Origin of the sequence: Streptomyces sp. NBC_00104 (assembly GCF_045160825.1) — a bacterium.
GTDB lineage: Bacteria > Actinomycetota > Actinomycetes > Streptomycetales > Streptomycetaceae > Streptomyces.
In genome coordinates this window covers 1551692-1572947 of the sequence record NZ_CP108215.1, presented here as the reverse complement: position 1 = coordinate 1572947, position 21256 = coordinate 1551692, and the positions used below count along the sequence as shown (strand labels likewise).

21 protein-coding genes are annotated in these 21256 nt (G+C 70.0%); 11 read left to right on the top strand and 10 right to left on the bottom strand.

Annotated elements, in window-relative coordinates:
- Window positions 1–6 precede the first annotated feature (6 nt).
- From OG272_RS06745 to OG272_RS06730, 4 genes are all read right to left on the bottom strand, one after another.
- Complete coding sequence (locus tag OG272_RS06745; protein WP_405892854.1) at window positions 7–3285, bottom strand: DUF6603 domain-containing protein; 3279 nt, start codon at window positions 3283–3285, stop codon at window positions 7–9.
- Window positions 3286–4075: 790 nt separating this feature from the next.
- Complete coding sequence (locus tag OG272_RS06740) at window positions 4076–4561, bottom strand: hypothetical protein (RefSeq protein ID WP_405892852.1); 486 nt, start codon at window positions 4559–4561, stop codon at window positions 4076–4078.
- Window positions 4562–4713: 152 nt separating this feature from the next.
- Window positions 4714–5703: a hypothetical protein gene (locus OG272_RS06735; protein WP_405892850.1), complete on the bottom strand. Its 990-nt coding sequence runs from the start codon at window positions 5701–5703 to the stop codon at window positions 4714–4716.
- Window positions 5704–5949: 246 nt separating this feature from the next.
- Window positions 5950–6651: a sugar nucleotide-binding protein gene (locus tag OG272_RS06730; RefSeq protein WP_327730813.1), complete on the bottom strand. Its 702-nt coding sequence runs from the start codon at window positions 6649–6651 to the stop codon at window positions 5950–5952.
- A 409-nt stretch (window positions 6652–7060) separates the two neighbouring features.
- On the opposite strand from OG272_RS06730, the gene OG272_RS06725 reads away from it, so the two are divergent.
- Window positions 7061–7582, top strand: coding sequence for a hypothetical protein (locus OG272_RS06725; protein WP_405892848.1), 522 nt, complete (start codon window positions 7061–7063; stop codon window positions 7580–7582).
- Between the two features lie 27 nt (window positions 7583–7609).
- Here OG272_RS06725 and OG272_RS06720 read toward each other — a convergent pair whose 3' ends face one another.
- From OG272_RS06720 to OG272_RS06700, 5 genes are all read right to left on the bottom strand, one after another.
- On the bottom strand, window positions 7610–8728 hold the full coding sequence (locus OG272_RS06720; protein ID WP_405892847.1) for an SGNH/GDSL hydrolase family protein: 1119 nt from the start codon (window positions 8726–8728) through the stop codon (window positions 7610–7612).
- A gap of 219 nt (window positions 8729–8947) precedes the next feature.
- Window positions 8948–9289, bottom strand: a complete 342-nt coding sequence (locus OG272_RS06715; RefSeq protein ID WP_405892846.1) for a hypothetical protein — start codon at window positions 9287–9289, stop codon at window positions 8948–8950.
- On the bottom strand, window positions 9286–10467 hold the full coding sequence (locus OG272_RS06710; protein ID WP_327730816.1) for a phytanoyl-CoA dioxygenase family protein: 1182 nt from the start codon (window positions 10465–10467) through the stop codon (window positions 9286–9288). The genes OG272_RS06715 and OG272_RS06710 overlap by 4 nt, the downstream gene beginning before the upstream one ends.
- A gap of 87 nt (window positions 10468–10554) precedes the next feature.
- Entirely contained in the window at window positions 10555–10779 is a 225-nt protein-coding gene (locus tag OG272_RS06705; protein ID WP_327730817.1) for a hypothetical protein, read from the bottom strand.
- A 23-nt stretch (window positions 10780–10802) separates the two neighbouring features.
- A complete protein-coding gene (locus tag OG272_RS06700; RefSeq protein ID WP_405892845.1) occupies window positions 10803–10997 on the bottom strand; it encodes a hypothetical protein in 195 nt (64 codons plus the stop codon).
- 400 nt (window positions 10998–11397) lie between these two features.
- Here OG272_RS06700 and OG272_RS06695 point away from each other — a divergent pair, with 400 nt between their 5' ends.
- From OG272_RS06695 to OG272_RS06650, 10 genes are all read left to right on the top strand, one after another.
- Window positions 11398–11724: a PadR family transcriptional regulator gene (locus tag OG272_RS06695; RefSeq protein WP_137982132.1), complete on the top strand. Its 327-nt coding sequence runs from the start codon at window positions 11398–11400 to the stop codon at window positions 11722–11724.
- Window positions 11721–12077 (top strand): DUF1048 domain-containing protein, encoded by a 357-nt coding sequence (locus OG272_RS06690; protein ID WP_129771882.1) that lies wholly within the window; start codon window positions 11721–11723, stop codon window positions 12075–12077. Before OG272_RS06695 ends, OG272_RS06690 begins: the two co-directional genes overlap by 4 nt.
- A 1-nt stretch (window position 12078) precedes the next feature.
- Window positions 12079–12405, top strand: a complete 327-nt coding sequence (locus OG272_RS06685; protein WP_326584413.1) for a DUF1048 domain-containing protein — start codon at window positions 12079–12081, stop codon at window positions 12403–12405.
- 193 nt (window positions 12406–12598) lie between these two features.
- Window positions 12599–13588, top strand: coding sequence for an ATP-binding cassette domain-containing protein (locus OG272_RS06680; protein ID WP_405892844.1), 990 nt, complete (start codon window positions 12599–12601; stop codon window positions 13586–13588).
- The gene (locus OG272_RS06675) at window positions 13585–14376 is read left to right on the top strand and encodes an ABC transporter permease (RefSeq protein ID WP_327730819.1); all 792 of its coding nucleotides are present in this window, start codon (window positions 13585–13587) and stop codon (window positions 14374–14376) included. Before OG272_RS06680 ends, OG272_RS06675 begins: the two co-directional genes overlap by 4 nt.
- Window positions 14377–14896: 520 nt before the next feature.
- Entirely contained in the window at window positions 14897–15661 is a 765-nt protein-coding gene (locus OG272_RS06670; RefSeq protein ID WP_405892843.1) for a Tn3 family transposase, read from the top strand.
- A 121-nt stretch (window positions 15662–15782) separates the two neighbouring features.
- Window positions 15783–16205: a maleylpyruvate isomerase family mycothiol-dependent enzyme gene (locus tag OG272_RS06665; RefSeq protein WP_405892841.1), complete on the top strand. Its 423-nt coding sequence runs from the start codon at window positions 15783–15785 to the stop codon at window positions 16203–16205.
- A gap of 128 nt (window positions 16206–16333) precedes the next feature.
- Window positions 16334–16975, top strand: a complete 642-nt coding sequence (locus tag OG272_RS06660; RefSeq protein WP_326584418.1) for a DUF6629 family protein — start codon at window positions 16334–16336, stop codon at window positions 16973–16975.
- A gap of 86 nt (window positions 16976–17061) precedes the next feature.
- Entirely contained in the window at window positions 17062–18063 is a 1002-nt protein-coding gene (locus OG272_RS06655; RefSeq protein ID WP_405895993.1) for a GNAT family N-acetyltransferase, read from the top strand.
- A gap of 170 nt (window positions 18064–18233) precedes the next feature.
- Window positions 18234–19739 carry a glycoside hydrolase family 3 N-terminal domain-containing protein gene (locus OG272_RS06650; protein ID WP_327730821.1) on the top strand — a complete coding sequence of 502 codons (1506 nt, stop codon included), beginning with the start codon at window positions 18234–18236 and terminating at the stop codon, window positions 19737–19739.
- A 295-nt stretch (window positions 19740–20034) separates the two neighbouring features.
- Here OG272_RS06650 and OG272_RS06645 read toward each other — a convergent pair whose 3' ends face one another.
- Window positions 20035–21066 (bottom strand): glycosyl hydrolase, encoded by a 1032-nt coding sequence (locus tag OG272_RS06645; protein WP_405892840.1) that lies wholly within the window; start codon window positions 21064–21066, stop codon window positions 20035–20037.
- Between the last annotated feature and the right edge of the window lie 190 nt (window positions 21067–21256).

The following is a 21256-nucleotide window of genomic DNA, read 5'->3' as shown; positions in this document are numbered from 1 at the left end:
GGCCGGTCACCTCGTCGCGGTGGTGGTCAGGGGCGGGGTGGTCAGGCTGCGGCCGGCGAGTGCGGCGTAGCCGGTGAGCGGACTGTCGGTGTCGGCGCCGGGTCCCGCGCCGAGCCGGGCGAGGGTGCTGAGCACGGCGGTGCGGCGGTCCTTGACGGTGTCGGCGGCGACGGTGTCGACGATGGTCCGGACGCTTTGGTCGTCGGCCCGCGGCTCGGGCCCGGCGGGGTCGGACACGCGCAGGGGCATGCGACCGTCCGGGAGTCCTTCGTACGAGAGCGCCTTTGAGGTGACGGGCCCGGTGTCGGTGCCGTAGTCCGGCTTGGGGAGGGTGATCCTCAGTCCGGTGAGGCGGTTTTCGAGCAGCTGGTCGCCGTCGAGCGCATCTCCGGGTTTGGCCAGGGGCTTGCCCCACAGGCCGGGGGCGACCGTGCCGGTGACCGGCTTGACCACCCAGTGATGGTCGGTGGGGTGGAAGGTCGTGCCGTCCTTGGTAATGGTGACCCGGTGGGCGGAAGTGACACCGGTCTTCCGCATGGGGCGGATGTCGATGCTCCCCTCGTCGGACTGCTTGATCAACCGTTCGTTGATGTACAGGTGCGAGGCGGGGATGCCGGCTTCGGTGGTGAAGGTGAATCCGGCCGAGGAGACGAGGGCCGGTTCCTTGGCAGCCGCGCGCCGGGCGATCTCACCCTGATCGGCGTCGGCGAGCAGGCCCTCGTTGGGGATGACCCGGACGGGTGCGGGGATCTGGGTGCGGAACTCGGGCCAGTCCACGGCGGGGGTGCTGTCGCGGGAGGAGCCGAAGCCGAAGCTGAAGGAGATGAACCAGAGTTTGACGGTGGCCCGGCCCCCGAAGGGCGGCAGCCACAGGTGGAGGTCGATGCCGACCTCGACGGAGATGCGGACCCGGACGAACCAGACCTTGATGGTGGCCGCGACGCCGATGCTGATGCCGAGCCGGACATCGAGGTAGAAGGGTTTCCACTGGACCAGCACGTCCAGGTGTGCGGTGAACCACGCGGAGAAGATGCCCTTGTCGTAGACGGCGGCCAGGCGCCCGCCGAACATGAACGCGGCGGGGGTGATCGCGGCGTAGGCCTCGGCCCGCACGGTGATGTCGCTGGCCGGGGACCACACGAACCCGAGTCGCTTGGGCCGGGGGTAGTGCGTGGGGACGTTGTAGGCGGGGTGGTAGCCGCCGAGGCTGATGGCGAAATCCCCGGCGCGGCCTCCGCCAGTCCAGACGTAGACGGCAATGCCACCGGTGAGTTCGATCGACGGGTCGAGCACATAGCTGCCGGGCAGCAGAGCCACGTCCATGGACAGGCAGTGCTCGGCGGAACTGAAGCCGAGGCTCAGGCCGATGTTCACCCTGGCGATGGCCCGGGCGTTCGGTTTGAGGGTGCGCGGCAGGCTGACGGAGGTGCGGCCGAGCAGCATGGCCTTGACGGAGTCGCCGAGTTCGATGACGGCGAGGGCTTTGGTCTCGATGAAGCCGAAGCTGGTGAACTTCACTCCGGCGGCGATCCAGTACTGGCCCTCGGTGGGGCGGATCCAGCCGGTGGGTCCGGTGAGGGCCTTGAGCGCGTCCTCGGGGGTGTACGGCGTCGGGGCGGGCATGCCGGGCAGGGCTTGGGCCGCGTCCAGCCGTGCCACCAGCGGGAATTCGGCGAGCTCGGCGCCGGTGGGGACCTTCTTGAAGGAGCTGTTGATCCCGAATCCGGCGGAGAAGCCGGTGACGGTGAAGGGCGGCGGGCCGAAGACCGAGGCGCCGCCGACGAGGGAGATCTCGCCGTAAATGAAGACTGAGTGCCAGCCTTCGACGCTGCGTGCCCACACGGCCTGGGCGCCGAGTTCGACCGCCATCGCCTGGACGAGGATCAGTCCGGCGAGTTCGAAGTCGAGGGTGGAGTCGTCGGGTTTCTTGTTGAGCAGGCCGCCCTTGAGGCCAATGAGCCCGTCGGCGGCGGTGGCTTCGATGTTCATGCCGTGCAGGAAGGGCAGCAGCGGGAAGCCGCCGCTCATGCCGACGTAGAAGCCGAGTCCGGCGACCTGCCAGGTGAGAGAACCGACCGTGACCTGGCCTTGGAGCTCGATCAGCAAACCTTTTTTAAGGTCGTAGCGGAACACGATCGCGGAGAGGTAGACCGGCCCGAACTGCTTGCCGATCACGAACTCGTATTCGAGCTTCGGCTTCTCCGGGCTCTCCGGAGCCGGTCCGAACTTCGGCGGGACGGTGATCACCAGTGCCGGGGTCGGATTGCCCATGACCGCGAGGTAGGCCGCCGCACTCACGTTCTTGCCCAGCGGGACACCTGCCGCCTCGTTCACCACCGGCAACTGCTGGAGCGGGCCGAGGTTGTACTCCGTGACGACCCGGTTGATCTTGATGACGTCTTCGGCGCTGAGGTTCTCGGAGACATACATGATCTGGAGCGCGGGCAGGGACAGCAGCCCGTTGCCGATCATGGGTCCGACCACCGGCAGCCCGGAACCGTCCCAGTCCGTGCGGACCCGGACCATGGCGACGGTGGTGGCCTTGGGTTTGCCGTCCTGGCCGGTGCGGCCGAGCGCCGTGGTCCGCAGCACCAGCAGTTCCACTGGGTTCGCGCCGGTGCCGTGGTCCACCGGCGCTTCGGCGGTGACCATCAGGTTGTCCGTCTTGCCCATCGGGTGCTGGTGCAGCTGGACCCGCTCCAGCCAGTCGACCAGCGGGCCGGGCAGTTCGACGCCGTACTCGCCGAGGGCTTCGAGCAGCGGGGTGATCAGCAGCGGCGGTCCGTCGAGGGGCTGGGCCGTGCCGATGGACTCCTTGCGCAGTTCGGCGCGGAACTCCAGCGGGTCGGCGACCGCCCCGCCGAGCTGGAAGCCCACCCAGGGCCCGGTGCCGGGGCACCGTCCGGCCGCGGCCGCGGCCTGTCCGGCGGCCAGCAGGACCCGCAGTGACCGGCCGCCGGACAGTCCGGACAGGTCGACGCGGGCGACGGCGGTCTGGAGCAGCCAGGTCGCCGGGCTCGCCTCGAAGAGCAACGCGTTGACCGCCGTGCCGGTGGCGAAGAACCGGGCGCTGGCCGGCATCTCCTCACCGGCCAAAGTGACTTTGCCGGTCACTGTCAGAGCGGCGCTGTCGGCAGTCGCCTCAGTGAGGGTCAGAATGCCGCTGGGCAGGTGCTCCAGGGACTCGGACTCACCGGTCAGCCCGAGCCGCCCGGTGTCGAGCTCGAACGTACCGGCACCCTCCGCCGGGAACAGTGCAACCAGTTCGTCGACCGTCAGCGCCATGGGTGACCCCCGCCTGTGGACACGGTTGGTTGAGGCGCCCGCGAAAATACGGGGCCTCTGTGCCGTTACGGAAAATAAAATAGGCGAGGGTTCACGGAAACATCAATATGGAACGTGCGTGTGGCATAGCCATCCGCCATTACGTCTGGAAAACACCGACCAGGAACCTGGAAATGGGCACCTCTCGCCCGTCAAACGCGCTTTTATGTGTTGGGATTCAACTATTTTACGGGCCGCCGAAAGCGGACACCTAATCGAAGGGTCGTTCGGAGAATCGATTTAGTCGGCGCATTTGTAGACGACCGAGCCCGCTGCCCGCAGCCCGCTCCACTTCGCCATCCGCCGTCTCGACTGAATAGCCGAATCGCGGAATTCGGCCATGTGCCCCCAGGGCAGCGTCAAAGTCAGTTGATCAGGTAGCGGGGCGGTCCAGACCGACGAGCGGATGATCCGACCGGGAACGCTCGGTTTGGACGTGCTCCTCCGCTTCGGGGACCGCGGGTGGCAGAACTGCGTGGACCCAGGCGAGCGGGGCCGCCTGGTTGCCCTTGGCCGACAGGGCGCAGTCGGCGTGACGCTGTTCCAGCAGGTAGACGACGGTGCCGCGCAGGTGGTGGGCGGGGTCGACGTTCTGGAACCTCCGTCGGGGTGCTGCTACAGGTCAAACTCCAGGTGCTCGATGCCCGTGAACCGGAACCTCGTCCACGCTGTCAGCACTACCTTGGGTGCGAGAGATGCGACAGGCGCGTGGGAGGTAAGTAGCCCGCAGCGAACCGTGCCTGACAGGCATCTACTGATTGATCAGGGGCTCTGCAGAATCCGCGGCGATCAACCGGCCGTTCTCGACCATCAGCCGCTGGTTGACGTTACGGAGTGCCTGCATGGCAGTCTCTGCTTGACGGCCGGTTGCGAGTGCTGCGTCTCGTTGCGCGCGCAGTTCCTCCATCTCCGAGTCCCGCGGCGAGGGGGCGTTCATGCCGTCGCGGAGGCGGGCACCCAGGTCGTTGGCGCGTAGCGTGCGTAGCTCGTTCTGGATCTCGTGAAGGGTCCGTTGCAGGGCGGCGTTCTGTTCCAACAGCATGCGGTTTTCGACTTCGAGTGCTGTCTCCTTACGGGCGGTTGCAGTTGCCGCAGCTCGTGACGGGTCCTGAGCGAGATGGGCGCGGACGGCCTCGGCTGCGACTTTAAGATCGCGGCGGCGTTGAAGGTTCTGCGAGTTGACGGCGACCCGCCGGGTGATCTCCGCGTCGGAGAAGGCCTGGCGGCTCTTGCGCATCGCGGCCAGGACGGCGAGGACCCGCTGTCGGCATTGTTCGCTGTCGGCACGGCGCCGTTGAACGGCGGCCGCCCTGCCCGCGTCGAGGACTTCGGCCCGACGAGCGGGGATTGGCACCCGGCCTGGTTGCCTGTGCGGGGTGGCCGGGCGCGTCATCCCGTCGTCGATTCGGTGACGATCGGGTCGACGGTCGGCTGGTCTAGACGCTGCTGCCCGGCCAGAACCGCCGCCACGGGGATGACGGTGAGAAACCAGTCTCTGGTGTGGAGCCAGGATTCCACCGTGGTCCTTTTCTCGGGAGTGAGGGAGCTGATGTCGGCTTCGCATTTGCCGACGCGTTCGTCGATCTGCTGAACCTCCTGGCGCAGCAGCTCCAGGCTCGCCGCGCTCAACGGTCCCGCGGTAAGCACGCCGCCGTAGGCGCTCTCCAGCGCAGCGAGCTGCTCCGCCTTCCCGGCGCGCAATTGGCGCAGCTCGGGCAGGTGGGTGAAGTCGGTGGTGTAGAAGGTGCAGGAGAAGCAGCGGTTGTACACCGGGCAGCCGTGCCCGTCGGCGCGGACGTTGTTCATCTCGTGGCAGCGTCCCGCGGGGACGGGCACCGAGCCGACGCCTGCGCGGATCCGGTCGGCAAGGTCATCGTCGGGGGTGCGGGCGCGGATCCGGCCGCCGGTGAGGTCGAACTGGTACTTGGCGGCGATGGCGCGCACCGCTTCCACCCGTCGGGGGTGCGAGGGCCGGTAGTAGACCTGTGTGGTGGAGGGGTCCTGGTGGGCCATGAGGACTTGCAGGATGTCGAGCGGGACGCCGGCGTCGGCGCGGAGTTGGGCGTAGGTGTGCCGGAAGGCGTAGGGGAGCACCCGTGCCGGGTCGAAGGGCTTGCCTTGTTCGTCGGTCACTGCGAACTGGTCGAGCCAGGTCTGAAGCCAGTAACCGATCGTGCTGCTGTCGTAGGGCCGCTCGCCGAGCGCGTTGGCGCGGGAGCGGCGCGGGGTGGGAAACAGCACCATGCAGGTCGAGCGGGGCCGTCCGTCTTCATGGAACAGGTGCGGGGAATGGCGCCGCAGGTGGTCCTGCTGGCAGGTGATGACCTGGGCGTCGCTGGGATGGAGCGGGAGTTTGTGCCGCCAGCGGACCTTTTGCATCGGGCCGGCGGCGCACCGTCCCGTCCGGGTCCTCCACGTCGATGTCGTGCCACTGAAGGCAGTCGAACACCAGGTGAAGGGTGGATATCCGAGTCCAGGGAGCGCCTGGCGGTGGCCCGAGCCGCCCTCGGCGTCAGTACTGAGGACCACCAAGACGCACGTCCCTGACCGCGAGCTCGCTCTCCCGCACAACCCTACGACTGCTTGACAACGATGATTGGGAATCAGTCACAGCGTCTCGGATCCTCAGAGCACTCCACAGAATGCGAACAGATGAACTTGACAGGGAACGTGCCGGGTGAGGGCGTCCGGCCCGGCGATGTGCCGCATACCTCCTGCCCCGGAAGCGGCCAACTCCAGCAGAGCGGCGGCCAGGTCGGCCACATGCACCGGACAGCGCACCACGTCGGTGAACAGCACGCCGTCACGGGTCCCGGCCACGAGGTCGTGCACATGCCGTTCATGTACGGAGAGCGCGGGCCCGCCCCCGATGATCAGCGAGGTCCGCACCACGACCGCGTGCGGCGCCAGCAGCCGGACACCGGCCTCCGCCGCGGCCTTCGCGGCACCGTAGGGCGTGACGGGGTCCGGCAGGCAGGTCTCGTCGTAGCGGCCCCGATCGCCCGAGAACACGGCGTCGCTGGACACATGGACCAGACGGCAGCCCCGCTCGGCCGCGGCCATCGCCACCCGGACCCCGCCCTCGGCGGTGACCGCCCAATCGGCGTCGCCACTCGACACGTTGACGACGACCGAGGGAGCCACTTCCGCCATCACCCCGGTCACCCGCGCGGGGTCCCGGACGTCGAGGGAGTGCCAGGAGACGCCCCCCGCGGTCTCCGGCGGCCGGGTGGAGTAGGTCGCGGCCGTCTCGTGTCCCGCCGCCCGGGCCCGCCGCGACAACTCGCCGCCCAGGAACCCGCTGCCACCGATGATGAGGAGCTTCATGGTGGGACACGGTAGGGGGTGCGCGCCGTACGGTCCGGCGGGCGGGGCCGACGGTGGCGAGGCCGCCCGCCCGTTCCGCGACGAGCGCCACGTTCGCCCCCCCGCCGCCGGGGGACGAGCGCCACGCTCCCCGCGGCCGGGCGGGCCGGTGGCTGACGTCCGCAGGTCCCGGTGCCCGCGATCGTGGCGCCCGAACCCGTCCGCCCGGGCGGGCAGTTGTCAGCGGTGCGACGTCGTCACCTCCCATGCCGGGTCGCCCGCGATCTCCGTCGGTGACGTCCCGGTGAGTCGGTGCGCCAGGAAGATGTGGCCCAGCACACGCCCATTCCGTGGCCTGCGCCATTTCCCGGCGCGCCAGTGCATGGCTACGTTGTGCAACGCGTTCCCCAGAACCCACGGATGGCCCAGCGTGCTCACGGATCTCTCCCCGCTCATAGCGGCGACCACCCAATGGCTGACGCGCGCCTATCCGGCGGGCGGCGGCGCGCTGGACGGGGCGCTCTCCGAGGCGCAGGCCCGGCAGGCCGTAACCGTGGCGGCCTGGCTCCGCTATCCGACACCGATGGACGCCGCCCTCGTCGGCGTGGCGGGGCCGGGCGGCTCCGCCCGGCTCGACTGGATCACCGGCTGCGACGAGGACCCGGCACCCGACGAGTACGCCTGGCGGACCTGGGTGGACGAGGTCGTCGCCAGCTGGGCGGCCTGCCTCCTGGCCGACCCCGAGCTGGCCCACTCCGGCGTGGCCGCCCTCACCGACTCACCCCACACGGCCGTTGCCCCCGTGGCCTTCCGCCGCCTCCTCGCCCCGGACGAGTCCGACCGACGGGCGGCCGCACTCCTGCGCCACCCCGACCTCCTCGCCCCCGTCGCGACCCTGCACCACGCCGGACTCCTCGACATGCTGAAGCCGGGGCAGCCCCTGACGGTCTGAGCCCGCGCGGCACCCCGCCGAAGCCGGCTACCAGCGCAGCGGCAGCCCCGCGAGATGCTCGTCGAGCAGCCCCGAGATGATGCGATGGTCATGGAGCGAGGGGTGCCAGTCGCAGCCCAGGTGATCGAGGGCGGGGTCGTCGTAGTACCAGTGGCTGACCCGGCCGTCGCCCTGTCGGCCGCGCTCCTCGACGATCCGCAGGGTGGCCTCCGCGAACGCGGTGGTGTTCCAGAGGTGGGCGGCGGCGACCACGAGGAACGTCCTGGGCCCGTACCGGGCGCGCAGCCTGTCGAGGAAGCCGTGATAGGCGCTCTCATAGGAGGCGACCAGCTCGGCCGTCGTGCTCCAGCGCTCCCCGGGGTTGAGGGGCGTCGAGAAGTCGTTGATGCCGAGCCCGACCATGACGACCTGCGGACACCAGCTGTGCGGCTTCCGCCAGACGTCGCCCTCGACGTTCAGCAGGGCCCGGTCGTAGTACGTGCGAAAGTCGGTCCCGGGATCGCCGCCGTTGTAATTGCGGACCATTCCACGGCCGGAGAAGGCGTTGATCTGGTAGTCGGCGTCCAGTTTCCCTGCGGTGAGCGCGCCGAACGCGAGATCGGCATTGCTGTTCCGGTTGACCCCGCCGTTTCCGGAACAGTCCCGGATCTCGGAGACATTGCCGTAGCCGGCGGTGTACGAGTCGCCGATGAACTCGATCTGCCTGCTCCGCGCCCGGGGTCTCGCCAGGATCGCGCCACCGGAAGCCGCGACGAATCCGCCGAACCGGCCGGCCGCCCACGGGCTCTCCGTCCGCTTCACGACCCGCACGCGGTGTCCGCCGTCGGCGAGACCGTCGATCCAGGAGACGGTCCGGCCCGGGGTGACCAGGGTGGCGACGGTCGTTCCGTCGACCTGGACGTCGTAGTCGTTGTCGGCGTCGTCAAGGACCACCCCGACACCGGTCCCTCGGAACCTCCCCTCGAAGTACACGCCGGGCCAGCCGTACTGAACGGTTCCGTCGGCTGCCTTCTTGACCCGGCCCACCGTGTGGAACCGGGCCGCCCGCACCTCGGCGGCCTGCGCGGGGGAGACGACGGTCGAGACGAGGCCGGCCGCGGCGGCGGCGACCAACGTCCGTCGGGATATCTGGCGAGGGGTCTGCATGGCCGTCCCTTCGACACAAGGAATGTGGGAGCGCTCCCACCGTGCACGCGCTATCGAAGGTGGCCGTCCCGCGCGCCGCCGTCAACCCCTCGCGACGACATCCGTCACGCGCGTCCGCGACCGTCCGGCGGCCACACGGGCTCAGTGCGCGGTCGCCGTACGGGGGAGGCAATGGAGACCTTGGAGGCTGTGGAGACCTCGGCCGACCGCCCCCATTGGTCAGGGCTGGTGGCTGAGATCGGCTGTGGTGTGCAGGCGTACGCATGCGTCGGCCCAGGCCTTCGTGGCCGCGCCCGGGGCGTCTCGGCCGTGCACCGGGTCGTAGCCGTAGCCGTAGCCGTAGCCGTAGCCGTAGCCGTAGCCGTAGCCGTAGCCGTAGCCGTAGCCGTAGCCGTGGTCGTGGTCGTGGTCGTGGTCGTGGTCGTGGTCGTGTCGCAGCGTGGGGCGGTGCCGGTGAGGTCGTGGACGAAGCGGTGCGGGGTACCCATCGGGTTGCCGTGGGTGTCCAGGCGCCGTGCGGCCTCCGCTGACGTCAGGGGGGCCGCCAACTCCCGGGGTCACGAGCGCCCTCGGCGCCGTGCGCCCGCCTCCAGTTCGCGGCGCAGTCGCTCCGGGGTCCAGGTCTCGCTGACGGCCTGCCAGAGCAGGTCGGCCTGCGCGGGCGGCGCGAGGCCGTCGACGGGCGGGTCGAGGTCGAGGTCGGTGGGGAAGGCGTAGCCCTCGGCGGTGGCGGCGACGACGCGGCGCAGCCAATCCTCCGGGGCGCCCTCGGACTTGCGGTGCAGCAGGACCGGGAAGAGCGCGTGCGCCATCGCCCCGCGGTCCACGCTCTCCATGGCGCGGCCGAAGGCGGAGGAGATCTGGAGCAGGTTGGCCATGCGCCGGATGTCCGAGGAGCGGTTGTGCCCGGCGGCGTGGAAGAGCGCGGGGTTGAAGAAGGCCGCGTCGCCCTTGTCCAGGGGGAGTTGGACGTGGTGGGCGTCGAAGTACTCGACGAACTCAGGGAGTCGCCAGGCGAGGTAGCCGGGCTCGTACTTCTGGGAGTGCGGCAGGTAGAGGGTGGGGCCGGACTCGACGGGCATGTCGCAGTGGGCGACCGCACCCTGGAGGGTGAGGACGGGGGAGAGGCGGTGGACGTGCGCGGGGTAGGCGGCGGCCTGCCGCTGGGAGAGGAAGCCGAGGTGGTAGTCGCGGTGCGGGCTCTGGGCGGCGCCCCCCGGGTTGACCACGTTGACCTGCGAGGTGACCTGGTAGGCGGGGCCGAGCCAGGCCTCGGAGATCAGGGCCAGCATGTCGTTGGCGTAGTAGTCGGCGAAGACGTCCGGGGCCCGTACGGCCATCTTCTCCAGCGCGTTCCAGACGCGGTCGTTGGCGCCCGGCTTCGCGAAGTGGTCGCCCCGGGCCGTACCCGCCGCGCGCTCCTCCTCGATCAGTTCACGGAAGGCGTCGGACGCCCGGTCCACGACGGCCGGGTCGGTGAACGCGCCCTTGAGCACGACGATTCCGGGGCCGTCCAGCAGGGCCCGGACCAGCTCGGTCTGTATGGTCCGACGGCCCTCCGATGTGGCCGTCAGAGCGCGGAGCCGTTCGCTGTCGTAGAGCGGCACGTTCCGATCGACCCGCTCGGCCGAGGGATGGTCGGCGGGGTCGGTGTCCTGCTCGACGAGTGCGCGGAACGTGTCGAGATCGCAGTCGGCCTCGGACAGCCAGGTCCGTGACACCGCGGCGATGGGGGGCATCGCGGCTCCTTTCGCAGCCCTAGTGTCTCTGCCAGTCTGAGGAGCTCGAACCCATCATTCAATGCGCGGAAACACATCAAAAAGACCTCACGAAACGTGGGACATGGGCGAGGCGGCACCTGCACGCGATCGGGATCGACGTCGTCTGTCGGACAGCAGTTCTCCGGTGCGCGGGTGGCGGGCGGTGAGGTCCATCGCGGAGAACGCTCCGTCGTGGATGTGTAGCGCCACCTGGTCGCGGTGCAGGACGTCGAGCACGTCGAGGATGTGGCCGGTACCGCGTACGAGGCGGAACATCTCGGAGATGTGCACGGTGTCGCCCGGCCGCGCGTACGTCAGCAGTTCGACGAACTTCGGCCGTTCCGGGGGTGGAGGCGGCTGGAGGTGCCCGCGGTCTCCTCGAAGACGACCGGATCTTCGATCCTGGCCTCGGTGAGGACGAGGTTCTGACGGTCGGTCGACTGCTGGTCGGTCGACACCCGCTTGTAGACCAGGTTGGCCATCCTGCTCCCCGTGCCGGCGGTCGTCATTCGACCCTGGCTGTCAGCAAACCCTGTCATCATCCTTCATCGGATCTGATTGGATCGGCGCCGCCGTCGGGCCCGGGGAAGTCCGGGTTCATTGGACACGCGGGCTGCCTGTCGTCATTCGTTCGTTTACCGACAGCCGCAAGCCGGCCGGCAAGCCACCTTGGGATGTCGAGGTCGGGGCATTGCGGTGATGACGTACGAGCCCCCGCCGACTATGGAGCCAGGCCGATGGGGCAGACGCAGACGCAGCCGCAGCCGCAGCCGCGGAGCCTGGGCCCTCGCAAGGTCGGCCCCGGGTCCGTTCGCGCCAACCGGAGGCGCTGTCGCCCTCCACTACTCAGTGATACCGTATAGTGGTACTCGGTACTACGTAGTACCGCTAGGCCGAGGAGGATTCGCGATGGACGACCTGACGGAGATGCTGAAGGGCACGCTCGAAGGGTGCGTGCTCGAAATCATCGGCAGCGAGGAAACCTACGGGTACGCCATCACTCGTCAGCTGAACGAGCTCGGCTTCGCCGACGTCGTCGAGGGGACCGTCTACACCATCTTGCTGCGACTGGAGAGGAACAAGCTCGTCCAGGTGACGAAACGACCATCTGGGGTCGGTCCGCCGCGCAAGTTCTACTCGCTCAACGACGCCGGACGCGAGGAACTCGCGAAGTTCTGGGCGAAATGGCAGTACGTCTCATCACGCATCAACAAGCTTAAGGAGGGCGGGAGATGAACTTCTGGGAGAAGATCACAGGCAGCGATCTCACCAGGGAATGGAAGGCGTTCGAAACCCGGGCCGAGGTCCTGCCGGACGACTACCGGGCGGCGTGGGGGCAGATCATCGCCCACCTCTTCCCCTATGGGGACTTCACCGGTCGCAACCTGATGCCGATCCTCGACGCCGCCCTGGGGCTGCTCGAAGTAGCAGCGGCCGACGGGCAGAGCGTCCACGAGGTGCTCGGCGACGACATCCCAGGCTTCTGCACCGCGCTGGCCGGTGGAGAAGGGGCTCGAACCTATCGCGACCGGTGGCGCGAGCAGTTGAACAGGAACGTCGCAAAGAAGCTGAGCCGGCTGGGAGGCTGACGTGAGCATCCAAGACATCATCGAGGGCAAGAAGCAGTGGCGGGCGCACATGGCCCGGGTCAAGGTGCTCCCGCAGGACTACCAGATCGTCTACAAGGAGATGCAGAAGTACCTGTTCAAGGTCGGCCCGATCGACCTGCCTGACGGGCCCCTGCTCCCCGGGATCGTCGACTTCTTCGAGGAGGGCGCCGCCATGGGAAAGGGGGTCCTGGAGCTCATCGGCACGGACGTCGCCGCGTTCTGCGACGATCTGATCAAGGACTCACGCACCTACGCGGACGTCTATCAGGAGTCCGTCAGCGGGGAATCCGGCACGGCCGAGAAGTAGCACTCGTCGCCTTATACCAGTCGACTTAGCCCGCACGCGCGGTTCGTTCGCCTCGGCGCGGCGCGAGTAGATGCGGGCCGACCGGCCACCAGATGCCGCCGCAGATCCTGCCACCGAGGTGGTCGAGCAGGTCTCCGGCGGCGGGTCGCTCCACACCATTTTCCGAAGGGAAGTCACCATGCCTTCATCTGTCATGCCCACATCCAGGCAGGATGACGGTCACCCGTCGCCGCCGACCGCCGTCTCCGCCGTAGGGCTACGCAAGTCGTACGGCGACAAGACCGTCCTTGACGGCATCGATCTGCGCATCCCGGCCGGGTCCGTGTTCGCGCTGCTCGGCCCGAACGGCGCCGGCAAGACCACCGCCGTCAAGATCCTGTCCACGCTCATCACCGCCGACGCTGGTGACCTGCACGTCGGCGGGCACAACCTGGCCGCCGACCCACAGGCGGTCCGTGCCGCAATCGGTGTCACCGGGCAGTTCTCCGCCGTTGACGGCCTGATCACCGGCGAGGAGAACATGCTCCTCATGGCGGACCTGCACCACCTGTCCAAGAGCGAGGGACGACGGGTCGCCGCCGAACTCCTGGAGCGCTTCGACCTGGCAGAGGCCGCGAAGAAGCCCGCCTCGACCTACTCCGGCGGTATGAAGCGCCGCCTCGACCTCGCGATGACGCTGGTCGCCAACCCGCGGATCATCTTCCTCGACGAGCCGACGACAGGGCTCGACCCACGCTCCCGCCACAACATGTGGGGCATCATCCGCGGCCTCGTCTCCGACGGCGTCACCGTCTTCCTCACCACCCAGTACCTGGAGGAGGCCGACGAACTCGCCGACCGCATCGCCGTGTTGAACGACGGCAAGATCGCCGCCGAGGGCACCGCCGAGGAGCTCAAACGGCTCATCCCGGGCGGGCACATCCGGCTCCGCTTCACCGACCCGGTCGCGTACCAGTCCGCCGCTGACGCCCTGCGCGAAATCACCCGGGACGACGAGGCACTGTCGCTGTCCATCCCCAGCGACGGTAGTCAGCGCGAACTGCGCTCCATTCTCGACTGGCTCGACTCCGTCGGCATCGAGGCCGACGAGCTGACCGTACATACCCCCGACCTCGACGACGTGTTCTTCGCCCTGACCGGCCCAGCCAACGTCCCCAACCAGCCCAAGGAGAACGTGCGATGAGCTCCCTCTCGCTCGCTGTACGCGACTCGAACACGATGCTGCGCCGCAACCTCCTGCACGCATGGCGCTACCCGTCCGGGACCCTGAACCTGCTGCTCACACCGATCATGATGCTGCTGCTCTTCGTCTACATCTTCGGCGACGTGATGAGCGCCGGGATCGGTGGCGGCGGCGCGGACCGCTCCGACTACATCGCCTACATCGTCCCCGGTCTGCTGCTGATGACCGTCGGCAGCACCGTGATCGGGGCCGCGGTGTCCGTCTGCGTGGACATGACCCAGGGCCTCACCGCCCGCTTCCGCACGATGGCGATCTACCGGGGCTCTCTGCTCGTCGGGCATGTCGTCGGCGGCGTGCTGCAGTGCGTGATGAGCGTGGTCCTCGTCGGCGCCGTCGGGGTGGCGATGGGCTTCCGGTCCACGGACGCCACGGCACTGGAGTGGATCGCGGCGTTCGGGCTGATCACGCTGTTCGCCCTGGCACTCACCTGGATCGCCGTCGGGATGGGCGCGGCCAGTCCGAACCCCGAGGCGGCCGGCAATATGGCCATGCCGCTGATCCTCCTGCCGCTCATCTCCAGCGCCTTCATCCCGGCCGGTACGATGCCGGGCTGGTTCCAGCCGATCGCCGAGTACCAGCCCTTCACCCCTGCCATCGAAACCCTCCGCGGCCTCCTGCTCGACACCGAAATCGGCAACAACGGCTGGATCGCGGTCGTCTGGTGCGTCGGCCTGATCGCGCTCGGCTACCGCTGGTCGACGGCGCAGTTCAACCGCGACCCGAAGTAATCGAGACGACCGCATTGGCCGCCTCCCACACCTCATCTCGCCCCCTCCGCGCGCAGATCCGCACCCGTATGCCGGGCCGGTGGCGGGGCCGATCTCGGCCCTTGGCGGGCTGGCTCTGGCCCGATCTCGGCACACCCCACTGATCCACATCGGACTGTGCCAGCTTCTCGTCGCCGCCACCCTCATTCCGACCGACGGCGGTTGGCGGGTGCGCGAGGGCGGCCCGCCGCCTCGCTCGGCGCCCCGGACGGCTCGGTCCGCTCCGTGGTCTTCCCCGCGGCTGGCGGGGAGAAGACGCTGAAGGACCTGGGCGCCGAGATGAAGGCGACGAACGCGGAGTTCGCCCGCAACAAGCGGGAGGTGTTCAAGTCCTCCTACTCCAACCACTACCGCAGCGGGCTCATGAAGCTGCTCGGCGTGCTCGGCTTCCGCTCCTCCGACGACCAGCACAAGCCCGTCATGGAGGCGCTGAAGCTGATCGAGCGGCACAAGGACTCATCCACCACCTACCACCGAGGGCATGATGCGGCACGCGACCACGATGCAGACCGAGGGCAACTACGTCGATTCGCATGGCCAGTCGGAAATCGGGTTCGGACTGACGAGGCTCCTGGGCTACGACCTGCTGCCCCGCATCAAGCAGCTCAACAAGGTCAAGCTGTACCGGCCCGGCCGCGAGGACGAGGACAGCTACGAGCGCCTGGCCGACGCGATGACCCGCCCAATCCGCTGGGACGTCATCGAGAACAACTACGACCAGCGCATCAAGTACGCCACAGCGATCCGGGTCGGCACCGCCTCCACCGAGGCCATCCTGCGGCGCTTCACCCGCACCGCCTCCCACCCCGTCTACCAGGCAATGCTGGAGGTCGGCAAAGCCCAGAAGACCATCTTCGTCGCCCGCTACCTGCGCGACCGCGACCTCCAGCGCGAGATCCAAGAAGGGCTGAACGTCGTCGAGGGCTGGAACGGCGCCAACGACATCATCTTCTTCGGCAAGAGCAGCGAGCTCTCTTCCAACCGCCGTGACCAGCAAGAACTATCCGTCCTCGCGCTCCATCTCCTCCAGACCGCGCTCGTCTTCGTCAATACGCTGATGATCCAGGAGATGCTCGCCGATCCGGAGTGGGTGAACCTCCTGACTGAGGAGGACAAACGCGCCCTGACCTCGCTGTTCTGGATGCACCTCCAGCCCTATGGCGAGGTGCGGCTGAATATGGGCAGCCGCCTCCAGCTCGCTCAGCCCGTCCCCCAGGAACCGGAGCCCGAGCCGGCCGCGGCCTGACGCCAGCAAAACCACTCGGCCCCCACGCTACGTCCTGGCAAGGGGGCCGACCTTTGATCTGAAAGCTACTGGCGGGTTACTTCTCACCTGGTTCGCCGCTCGTTAACGGCACCCCAATCGGATGGAATGCGACTTCGCCCGGGAACGCGCAGGTCGGTTCGGGCCGGCCGAACTCGTCGCGCAGATCCGGGAGACGGCGGGTTCCTCCCGCCGCGCGCCCCTGGCCGCGCCGCTGGACCCGCTCGTCGACTTCCTCGTCCACGGCCAGGACATCGCGCGCCCCCTCGGGCGGGACCGCCAGATGCCGACGGAACAGGCCACCGCCGCGCTCGCCCACGTGGTGGCCAGCCCCTTCTACGGGGCACGCAAACGGCTGCGGGGCGTGCGACTGGTGGCGACCGACGCGGCCTGGTCGGCGGGAACCGGCCCCGACGAGGTCCGCGGACCGGTCGCCGACCTGCTCCTCGTGGCGACGGGACGCCCGGCGGGGCTCGCGGGCGTCTCCGGCCCGGGAACGGAGAAGCTCGCGGCCACACTGTCGTAGCCCCGTAGCCCCGTAGCCCCGTAGCCCCGTAGCCCCGTAGCCCGGTGCCCCCGTGTCGTCCCGGGAAGGTCCGTCGGGAGCGACGTAGCGTGGCCCGCGCAGACGACGGTCGACCCCATGGTGGCGCGATGTGCTGGAGTGCGACGGCCGATCTCGTGGCGGGCGTCGGTGTCACCGCTGTCGGGGTGGCCTGTGTGGCGCTGGTGCGCACTGGTCGGGACCTGCCGCTCGCCGCGTTGCCGTTGCTGCTCGGGACCCACCAGATCGTGGAGTCGGTGGTCTGGTCCTCGGACGGAGGCAGTGGACCCGCCACCGTCGCCTGGGCCGTCGTCGCACTGCCGCTGCTGGCCCTGTGGGTACCGGTGGGCGTGTGGTGCGCGGCCCCGCCGCACGCCCGGACCCGGCTTGCCGTGCTGCTCGCGGTCGGGGCCGCGACCGCCGTACCGCTCGCCCACGGCCTCGCCACGGGCCCGGTGACGGCCGAGATCCGTGGCCACACCGTCGGCTACACGATCGACCTGTCGCACCCGGTGCTCCTCGTCGCGGGCTACCTCCTCGCCACCGTCGGCTCCCTGCTCCTCTCCGGAGACCGCAGGCTCGTGGTGCTCGGGTTCCTGGCCGCCGTCGGTGCCGTGATCAGCTGGACCCTGTGGCGGATGGAGTTCGTCTCGACCTGGTGCGCCTTCGCCGCCCTGTGCTCGGTGGTGCTGTTCGGCTGGGTGCGCGCACGGGCGAGGCTTCCTCGCCGCCGTTCCGTCACCTGGCCGTAGAGCGGCGGGAGCCTCCGCGCCGTAGAGCGGCGGGAGCCTCAGAAAGGCGATTGACAGGGCATCTGCGGGTACGAGAGATCTTGGCCATGGATGTGGAGCGCTATGCCTGCCGGCCGTACCGGGGCCAGGAAGACCATGACGCGATGGCCGCCGTACGGCTGGGCTGCGCGGAGCGGGACCGGGTCGACGCCGGGTCGGTCGTGGAGGGGCTCCCGACGGCCGCCGAGATCGCGGAGTCCTGCGCCGAGTTGGAAGACCCCCACGAGAACCAGATCCTCGTGGAGTACGAGGGTCAGGGCCAGGGCGAAGGCCGCGTCGTCGGCTACGCCACGATCAGGTGGTGGGAGGAGCGGGACGGGACGTGGCTGTACCTGCACCGTGGCTATGTGCTGCCCCGGCATCGCGGCCAGGGCATCGGTTCGGCCATGCTCGACTGGGCCGAGAACCGCATCCGCCGGCTCGTGCGGGAGCACGGCACCGCCCGGCGGGCCGTGTTCGGCGCGAACGCCACGGCCGGTGAGGCGGACGCGACGGCGTTGCTGCTGGCCGGCGGTTACCGGAGGGTCTTCAGCCTGGTGGAGCTGAAGCTGGCCGACCTCCGACGACTGCCCGAGGCCAAGCCACTGCCGACCGGTGTCCGACTCGGCGCCGTGGGGCCGGGGGACCATCGCGCCGCATGGGAGGCGGTCGTCGACTCCTATGCGGACGCCGCCTTCACCCAGAGGTGGACGTACGAGAGGTTCCTCGCCACGGCCGACCCGACCTGCTGGCGAGCCGCCTGGGACGGGGACCGGATGGCCGGGGTCGCTCTGTGTTCCGTCCGCCGGCGGGACGGCGCGGTGGGCGAGGTCGAGGAGTTGAGCGTCCGGGCGGAGTCGCGACGGCTGGGGCTCGGCCGGGCCCTGCTGCTCGACGGGCTGCGCTGCCTCCGCGAGCACGGCGCCGAGACCGCGCGCCTCTACACCGGGACCGCCAATCCGCACCGCTCCTACGACCTCTACGAGAGCGTCGGGTTCCGCCGCCGGAGTGAGTACGTCCGTTACCGCAAGCCGGTCGAGGCCTCAGCGGCAACGGCGATCGAGGCCTGAGCGGCAACCGCGATCGAGGCCTGAGCGGCAACCGCGATCGAGACCTCAGCGGCAACAGCGGCCGGGAGCTGAGCGGCGAAGGCGGTGCCACTCCCGCCTGCCCAGGTTTGGTGAATCATTCATCCACCGAGCTGTTGACTTTCGGCTTGGTCAGCCAGAGGATTTCGGAGGTGAAACACACCGCCGCCGGGCCGGTCGGCCCGGTCCTCCCCGCGGCCCTCGACGAGGCAGCCCACCGCTGCCTCGTCGCGGGCTTCGACGGTACGACGACCGTCCCCGACACCCTGAAACGGCTGATCGACCGCGGACTCGGCGGGGTCATCCTGTTCACCCGCAATATCCGCGACGCCGACCAGGTCCGCGAACTCACCGGCGTGCTGCGGATGTTGCGTCCGGACCTGCTGGTCGCCATCGACAACGAGGGCGGCGGCATCGGCCATCTGGTCGCCGCGGGCGCCCCGGAGGTGCCCGGCTCATGGGCGCTCGGTGCCGCCGACGACCCCCGGCTGACCGCTGCCTGCGCCGACGCCCTCGCCGGACACCTGCTCTCGCTCGGCATCACCGCCTCCTACGCCCCCGTCGCCGACGTCCAGAGCCGGCCCGAGAACCCGATCGTGCGCACCCGCGCCTTCGGCGGCGACCCCGAACTGGTCTCCCGGCATCTGCGTGCCTGGATCGAGGCCACCGAGGCACGCGGTGTCGCCTCCTGCGCCAAGCACTTCCCCGGCCACGGCGGGACCGTCACCGACAGCCATCACGAGCTGGCGGTCGACCCACGGCCGTACGAGCGACTCGACCTCGCGCCCTTCCGGGCCGCCGTCGACGCGGGCGTGCCCATGCTGATGAGCGCCCACGTCGTCTTTCCGGCCCTCGACCCCGACCTGCCCGCCACCCTCAGCCCGCGCATCCTCTCCGAACTGCTGCGCGGCGAGCTCGGCTTCGACGGCGTCCTCGTCAGCGACGCGCTGGAGATGAAGGCCATCGCCGACCGCTACGGCGAGGCGGCCGGCGCCCGGCTCGCGCTCGCCGCCGGAGCGGACCAGGTCATCGTCGCCGTACCCGACCTGGAGGTCACCCTCGCCTGCCGCGATGCCGTGCTCGACGCCCTGCGGACGGGCGACCTCGCCGAGGAGCGCGTGGTCGAGGCCGCGGAACGGGTGCAACGGCTGGCGCTGCGGTACGCGGTGCCGTACCGGCCGGGTGCCGTGGCCGTGTGGGACGCGGACGCCGGGCTGACGGCGGCGCGGCGGGCCGTGCGGAGCGGGGGGCCATTGCCGGAACCGGTGCCGGAACCGGTGCCGGGCGCCCATGTCGTCGACTGCTTCCCACCCCCGCATCCCGCCCTCAACTGGGGCGGCGAGGATCTGCTGACCGAGGTCCGTGCCCTCGATCCGACCGCCACGGGGACGGCGGTCGCCGGGGAGCCCGACGACAACGGGGCCCTCGTGGGGAAGGTGCTGCGGGCCGCCGAGGGGCGGCCCCTGGTCGTCGCCCTGTGCGATGCGGAGCTGTACCCCTGGCAAGGGCGTCTACGGGACGCGTTGCTGGCGGGACGGCCGGATGCGCTGGTGGTCTCGACCGGGTTGCCGGAAGCGGGCGGTGCGCTTGCCGCGCACGGGAGGGGACGGGTGAATCTGCGGGCGGTGGCCGAGGTTCTGGCGGGGCGGATGTCCTGACAGGGGTGGACGCCCCTGGAGGCTGACGCCCTGGCGCGGGCGGATCCTGGGTGCCGACGGACGCCCTGACGGACGCCCAGACGGGGAGGTGGGCCGGAGCCGGTTCCCCTGTCGTCCGGTGCCCCGGCCCCGACCGTCCGGTGCTCCGCCCCCGCCCCCGCCCCCGCCCCCGGCGCCTCGCCCCGCCTCCCGCCAGCCAGCACCCCGCCTCCCGCCAGCCAGCACCCCGCCCCCCGCCTCCCAGGGCTTCGGCCCCGCTTCCGTCCACCGGCGCCCGAGCCCGCGCCCGCCTGCCTCACTGCCCCCCGATCAGCTCCGTGACCCCCCTCGCCGCGAGATACGCCGTGTCCTCCGCGCGCTCCGCCAGGACCACCGCCGGGTGGGTGCCCTCCTGCCGCAGACGCATCCAGGCGTCGAAGAAGGCGCCGCCGGGGCCGGAGACCGAGCGCGTGGACGGGGTGCAGTCCAGGACCAGGGCCGTCGTGCGGGGGGCGGGCGTGGCGGCGGCGGTGCGGAGCTCGGCCACCGTCGTGGACAGGGCGTCCGCGATCGGCTTGGGGTGGCCCGAGGAGTCGAACAGGCCGAGTGTGTACTCCAGTTCCGGGAAGTCGGCCAGGGAACGGTCGACATCGTGCGAGCACCACCAGGTGACGCCCCACAGGCGGGCGCAGCCGGCCGCGTTGAGCAGGGTCGCGCGGGCGAAGTCGGGGGCGTCGGCCGCCGGGATGTGCGGCTCGGGGGCGCCGGTCTCCTGGACCCAGACCGGGCGCGCCGGGTCGGTTGCGTAGGCGGCTGCCAGTTCCGTGCCGTACTCCGCGAGGTGGTGCACCTGCGGTGAGCGCGGGCCGTAGCGGCGGGCGCAGTCCGCGGAGAAGACCCAGGGGTGGACGGTGGTGAGGTCGCCCTTGCGGGCGGAGGCCTCGGGGGTGAAGGGATGGTCGTCGCCGTACCAGGCGGCGTCGTACGCCGAGTGCGTGACCAGGCCGGCGCCCTCGCCGAGCCCGTCCCGCGCGGCGGCCAGCAGGGCGTCGAGGTAGTGGTCGACCTCGGCCACGGAGACCGGATTGTGCTCGACCAGGTTGTTGAGCTCGTTGCCGAGCTGGAGGCCGATGACGTGGGGGTGGCCGGACAGGGCGCCGCCGAGCGTGCGCAGCAGCAGGGCCTGGGCCTCGATCGCCTCGGGGTCGGTGAAGACGTTGCGGTGGTGCCAGCCGCGCGTCCACTCCGGGTAGAAGTCGAAGCTCGACAGATGGCCCTGGACGCCGTCCACGAGGACGTCCAGACCGCACTCGCCGGCCAGGTCCACCAGGTGGACGAGCTGGTCCACGGCCGACGCCCGGACCACGGTGCGGTTGGGCTGGAGCAGCGGCCAGAGGTGGAAGACCCGGACGTGGTCCAGGCCCAGCCCGGCGATCTGTGCCAGGTCCTCGCGCGCGAGCCCTGGATCGAAGTCGTGCCAGGCGTGGAACCAGCCCCGGCGTGGGGTGTAGTTGACTCCGAAACGGAGCGCGGGCGCG

Excerpts from the sequence above, each read along its gene's own strand:
- OG272_RS06745 (WP_405892854.1), bottom strand. The coding sequence starts at position 3,285 with ATGGCGCTGACGGTCGACGAACTGGTTGCACTGTTCCCGGCGGAGGGT.
- OG272_RS06740 (WP_405892852.1), bottom strand. The coding sequence starts at position 4,561 with ATGCGCAAGAGCCGCCAGGCCTTCTCCGACGCGGAGATCACCCGGCGG.
- OG272_RS06735 (WP_405892850.1), bottom strand. The coding sequence starts at position 5,703 with ATGCAAAAGGTCCGCTGGCGGCACAAACTCCCGCTCCATCCCAGCGAC.
- OG272_RS06730 (WP_327730813.1), bottom strand. The coding sequence starts at position 6,651 with ATGAAGCTCCTCATCATCGGTGGCAGCGGGTTCCTGGGCGGCGAGTTG.
- OG272_RS06720 (WP_405892847.1), bottom strand. The coding sequence starts at position 8,728 with ATGCAGACCCCTCGCCAGATATCCCGACGGACGTTGGTCGCCGCCGCC.
- OG272_RS06710 (WP_327730816.1), bottom strand. The coding sequence starts at position 10,467 with ATGCCCCCCATCGCCGCGGTGTCACGGACCTGGCTGTCCGAGGCCGAC.
- OG272_RS06700 (WP_405892845.1), bottom strand. The coding sequence starts at position 10,997 with ATGACGACCGCCGGCACGGGGAGCAGGATGGCCAACCTGGTCTACAAG.
- OG272_RS06695 (WP_137982132.1), top strand. The coding sequence starts at position 11,398 with ATGGACGACCTGACGGAGATGCTGAAGGGCACGCTCGAAGGGTGCGTG.
- OG272_RS06690 (WP_129771882.1), top strand. The coding sequence starts at position 11,721 with ATGAACTTCTGGGAGAAGATCACAGGCAGCGATCTCACCAGGGAATGG.
- OG272_RS06680 (WP_405892844.1), top strand. The coding sequence starts at position 12,599 with ATGCCCACATCCAGGCAGGATGACGGTCACCCGTCGCCGCCGACCGCC.
- OG272_RS06675 (WP_327730819.1), top strand. The coding sequence starts at position 13,585 with ATGAGCTCCCTCTCGCTCGCTGTACGCGACTCGAACACGATGCTGCGC.
- OG272_RS06670 (WP_405892843.1), top strand. The coding sequence starts at position 14,897 with ATGATGCGGCACGCGACCACGATGCAGACCGAGGGCAACTACGTCGAT.
- OG272_RS06665 (WP_405892841.1), top strand. The coding sequence starts at position 15,783 with ATGGAATGCGACTTCGCCCGGGAACGCGCAGGTCGGTTCGGGCCGGCC.
- OG272_RS06660 (WP_326584418.1), top strand. The coding sequence starts at position 16,334 with ATGTGCTGGAGTGCGACGGCCGATCTCGTGGCGGGCGTCGGTGTCACC.
- OG272_RS06655 (WP_405895993.1), top strand. The coding sequence starts at position 17,062 with ATGGATGTGGAGCGCTATGCCTGCCGGCCGTACCGGGGCCAGGAAGAC.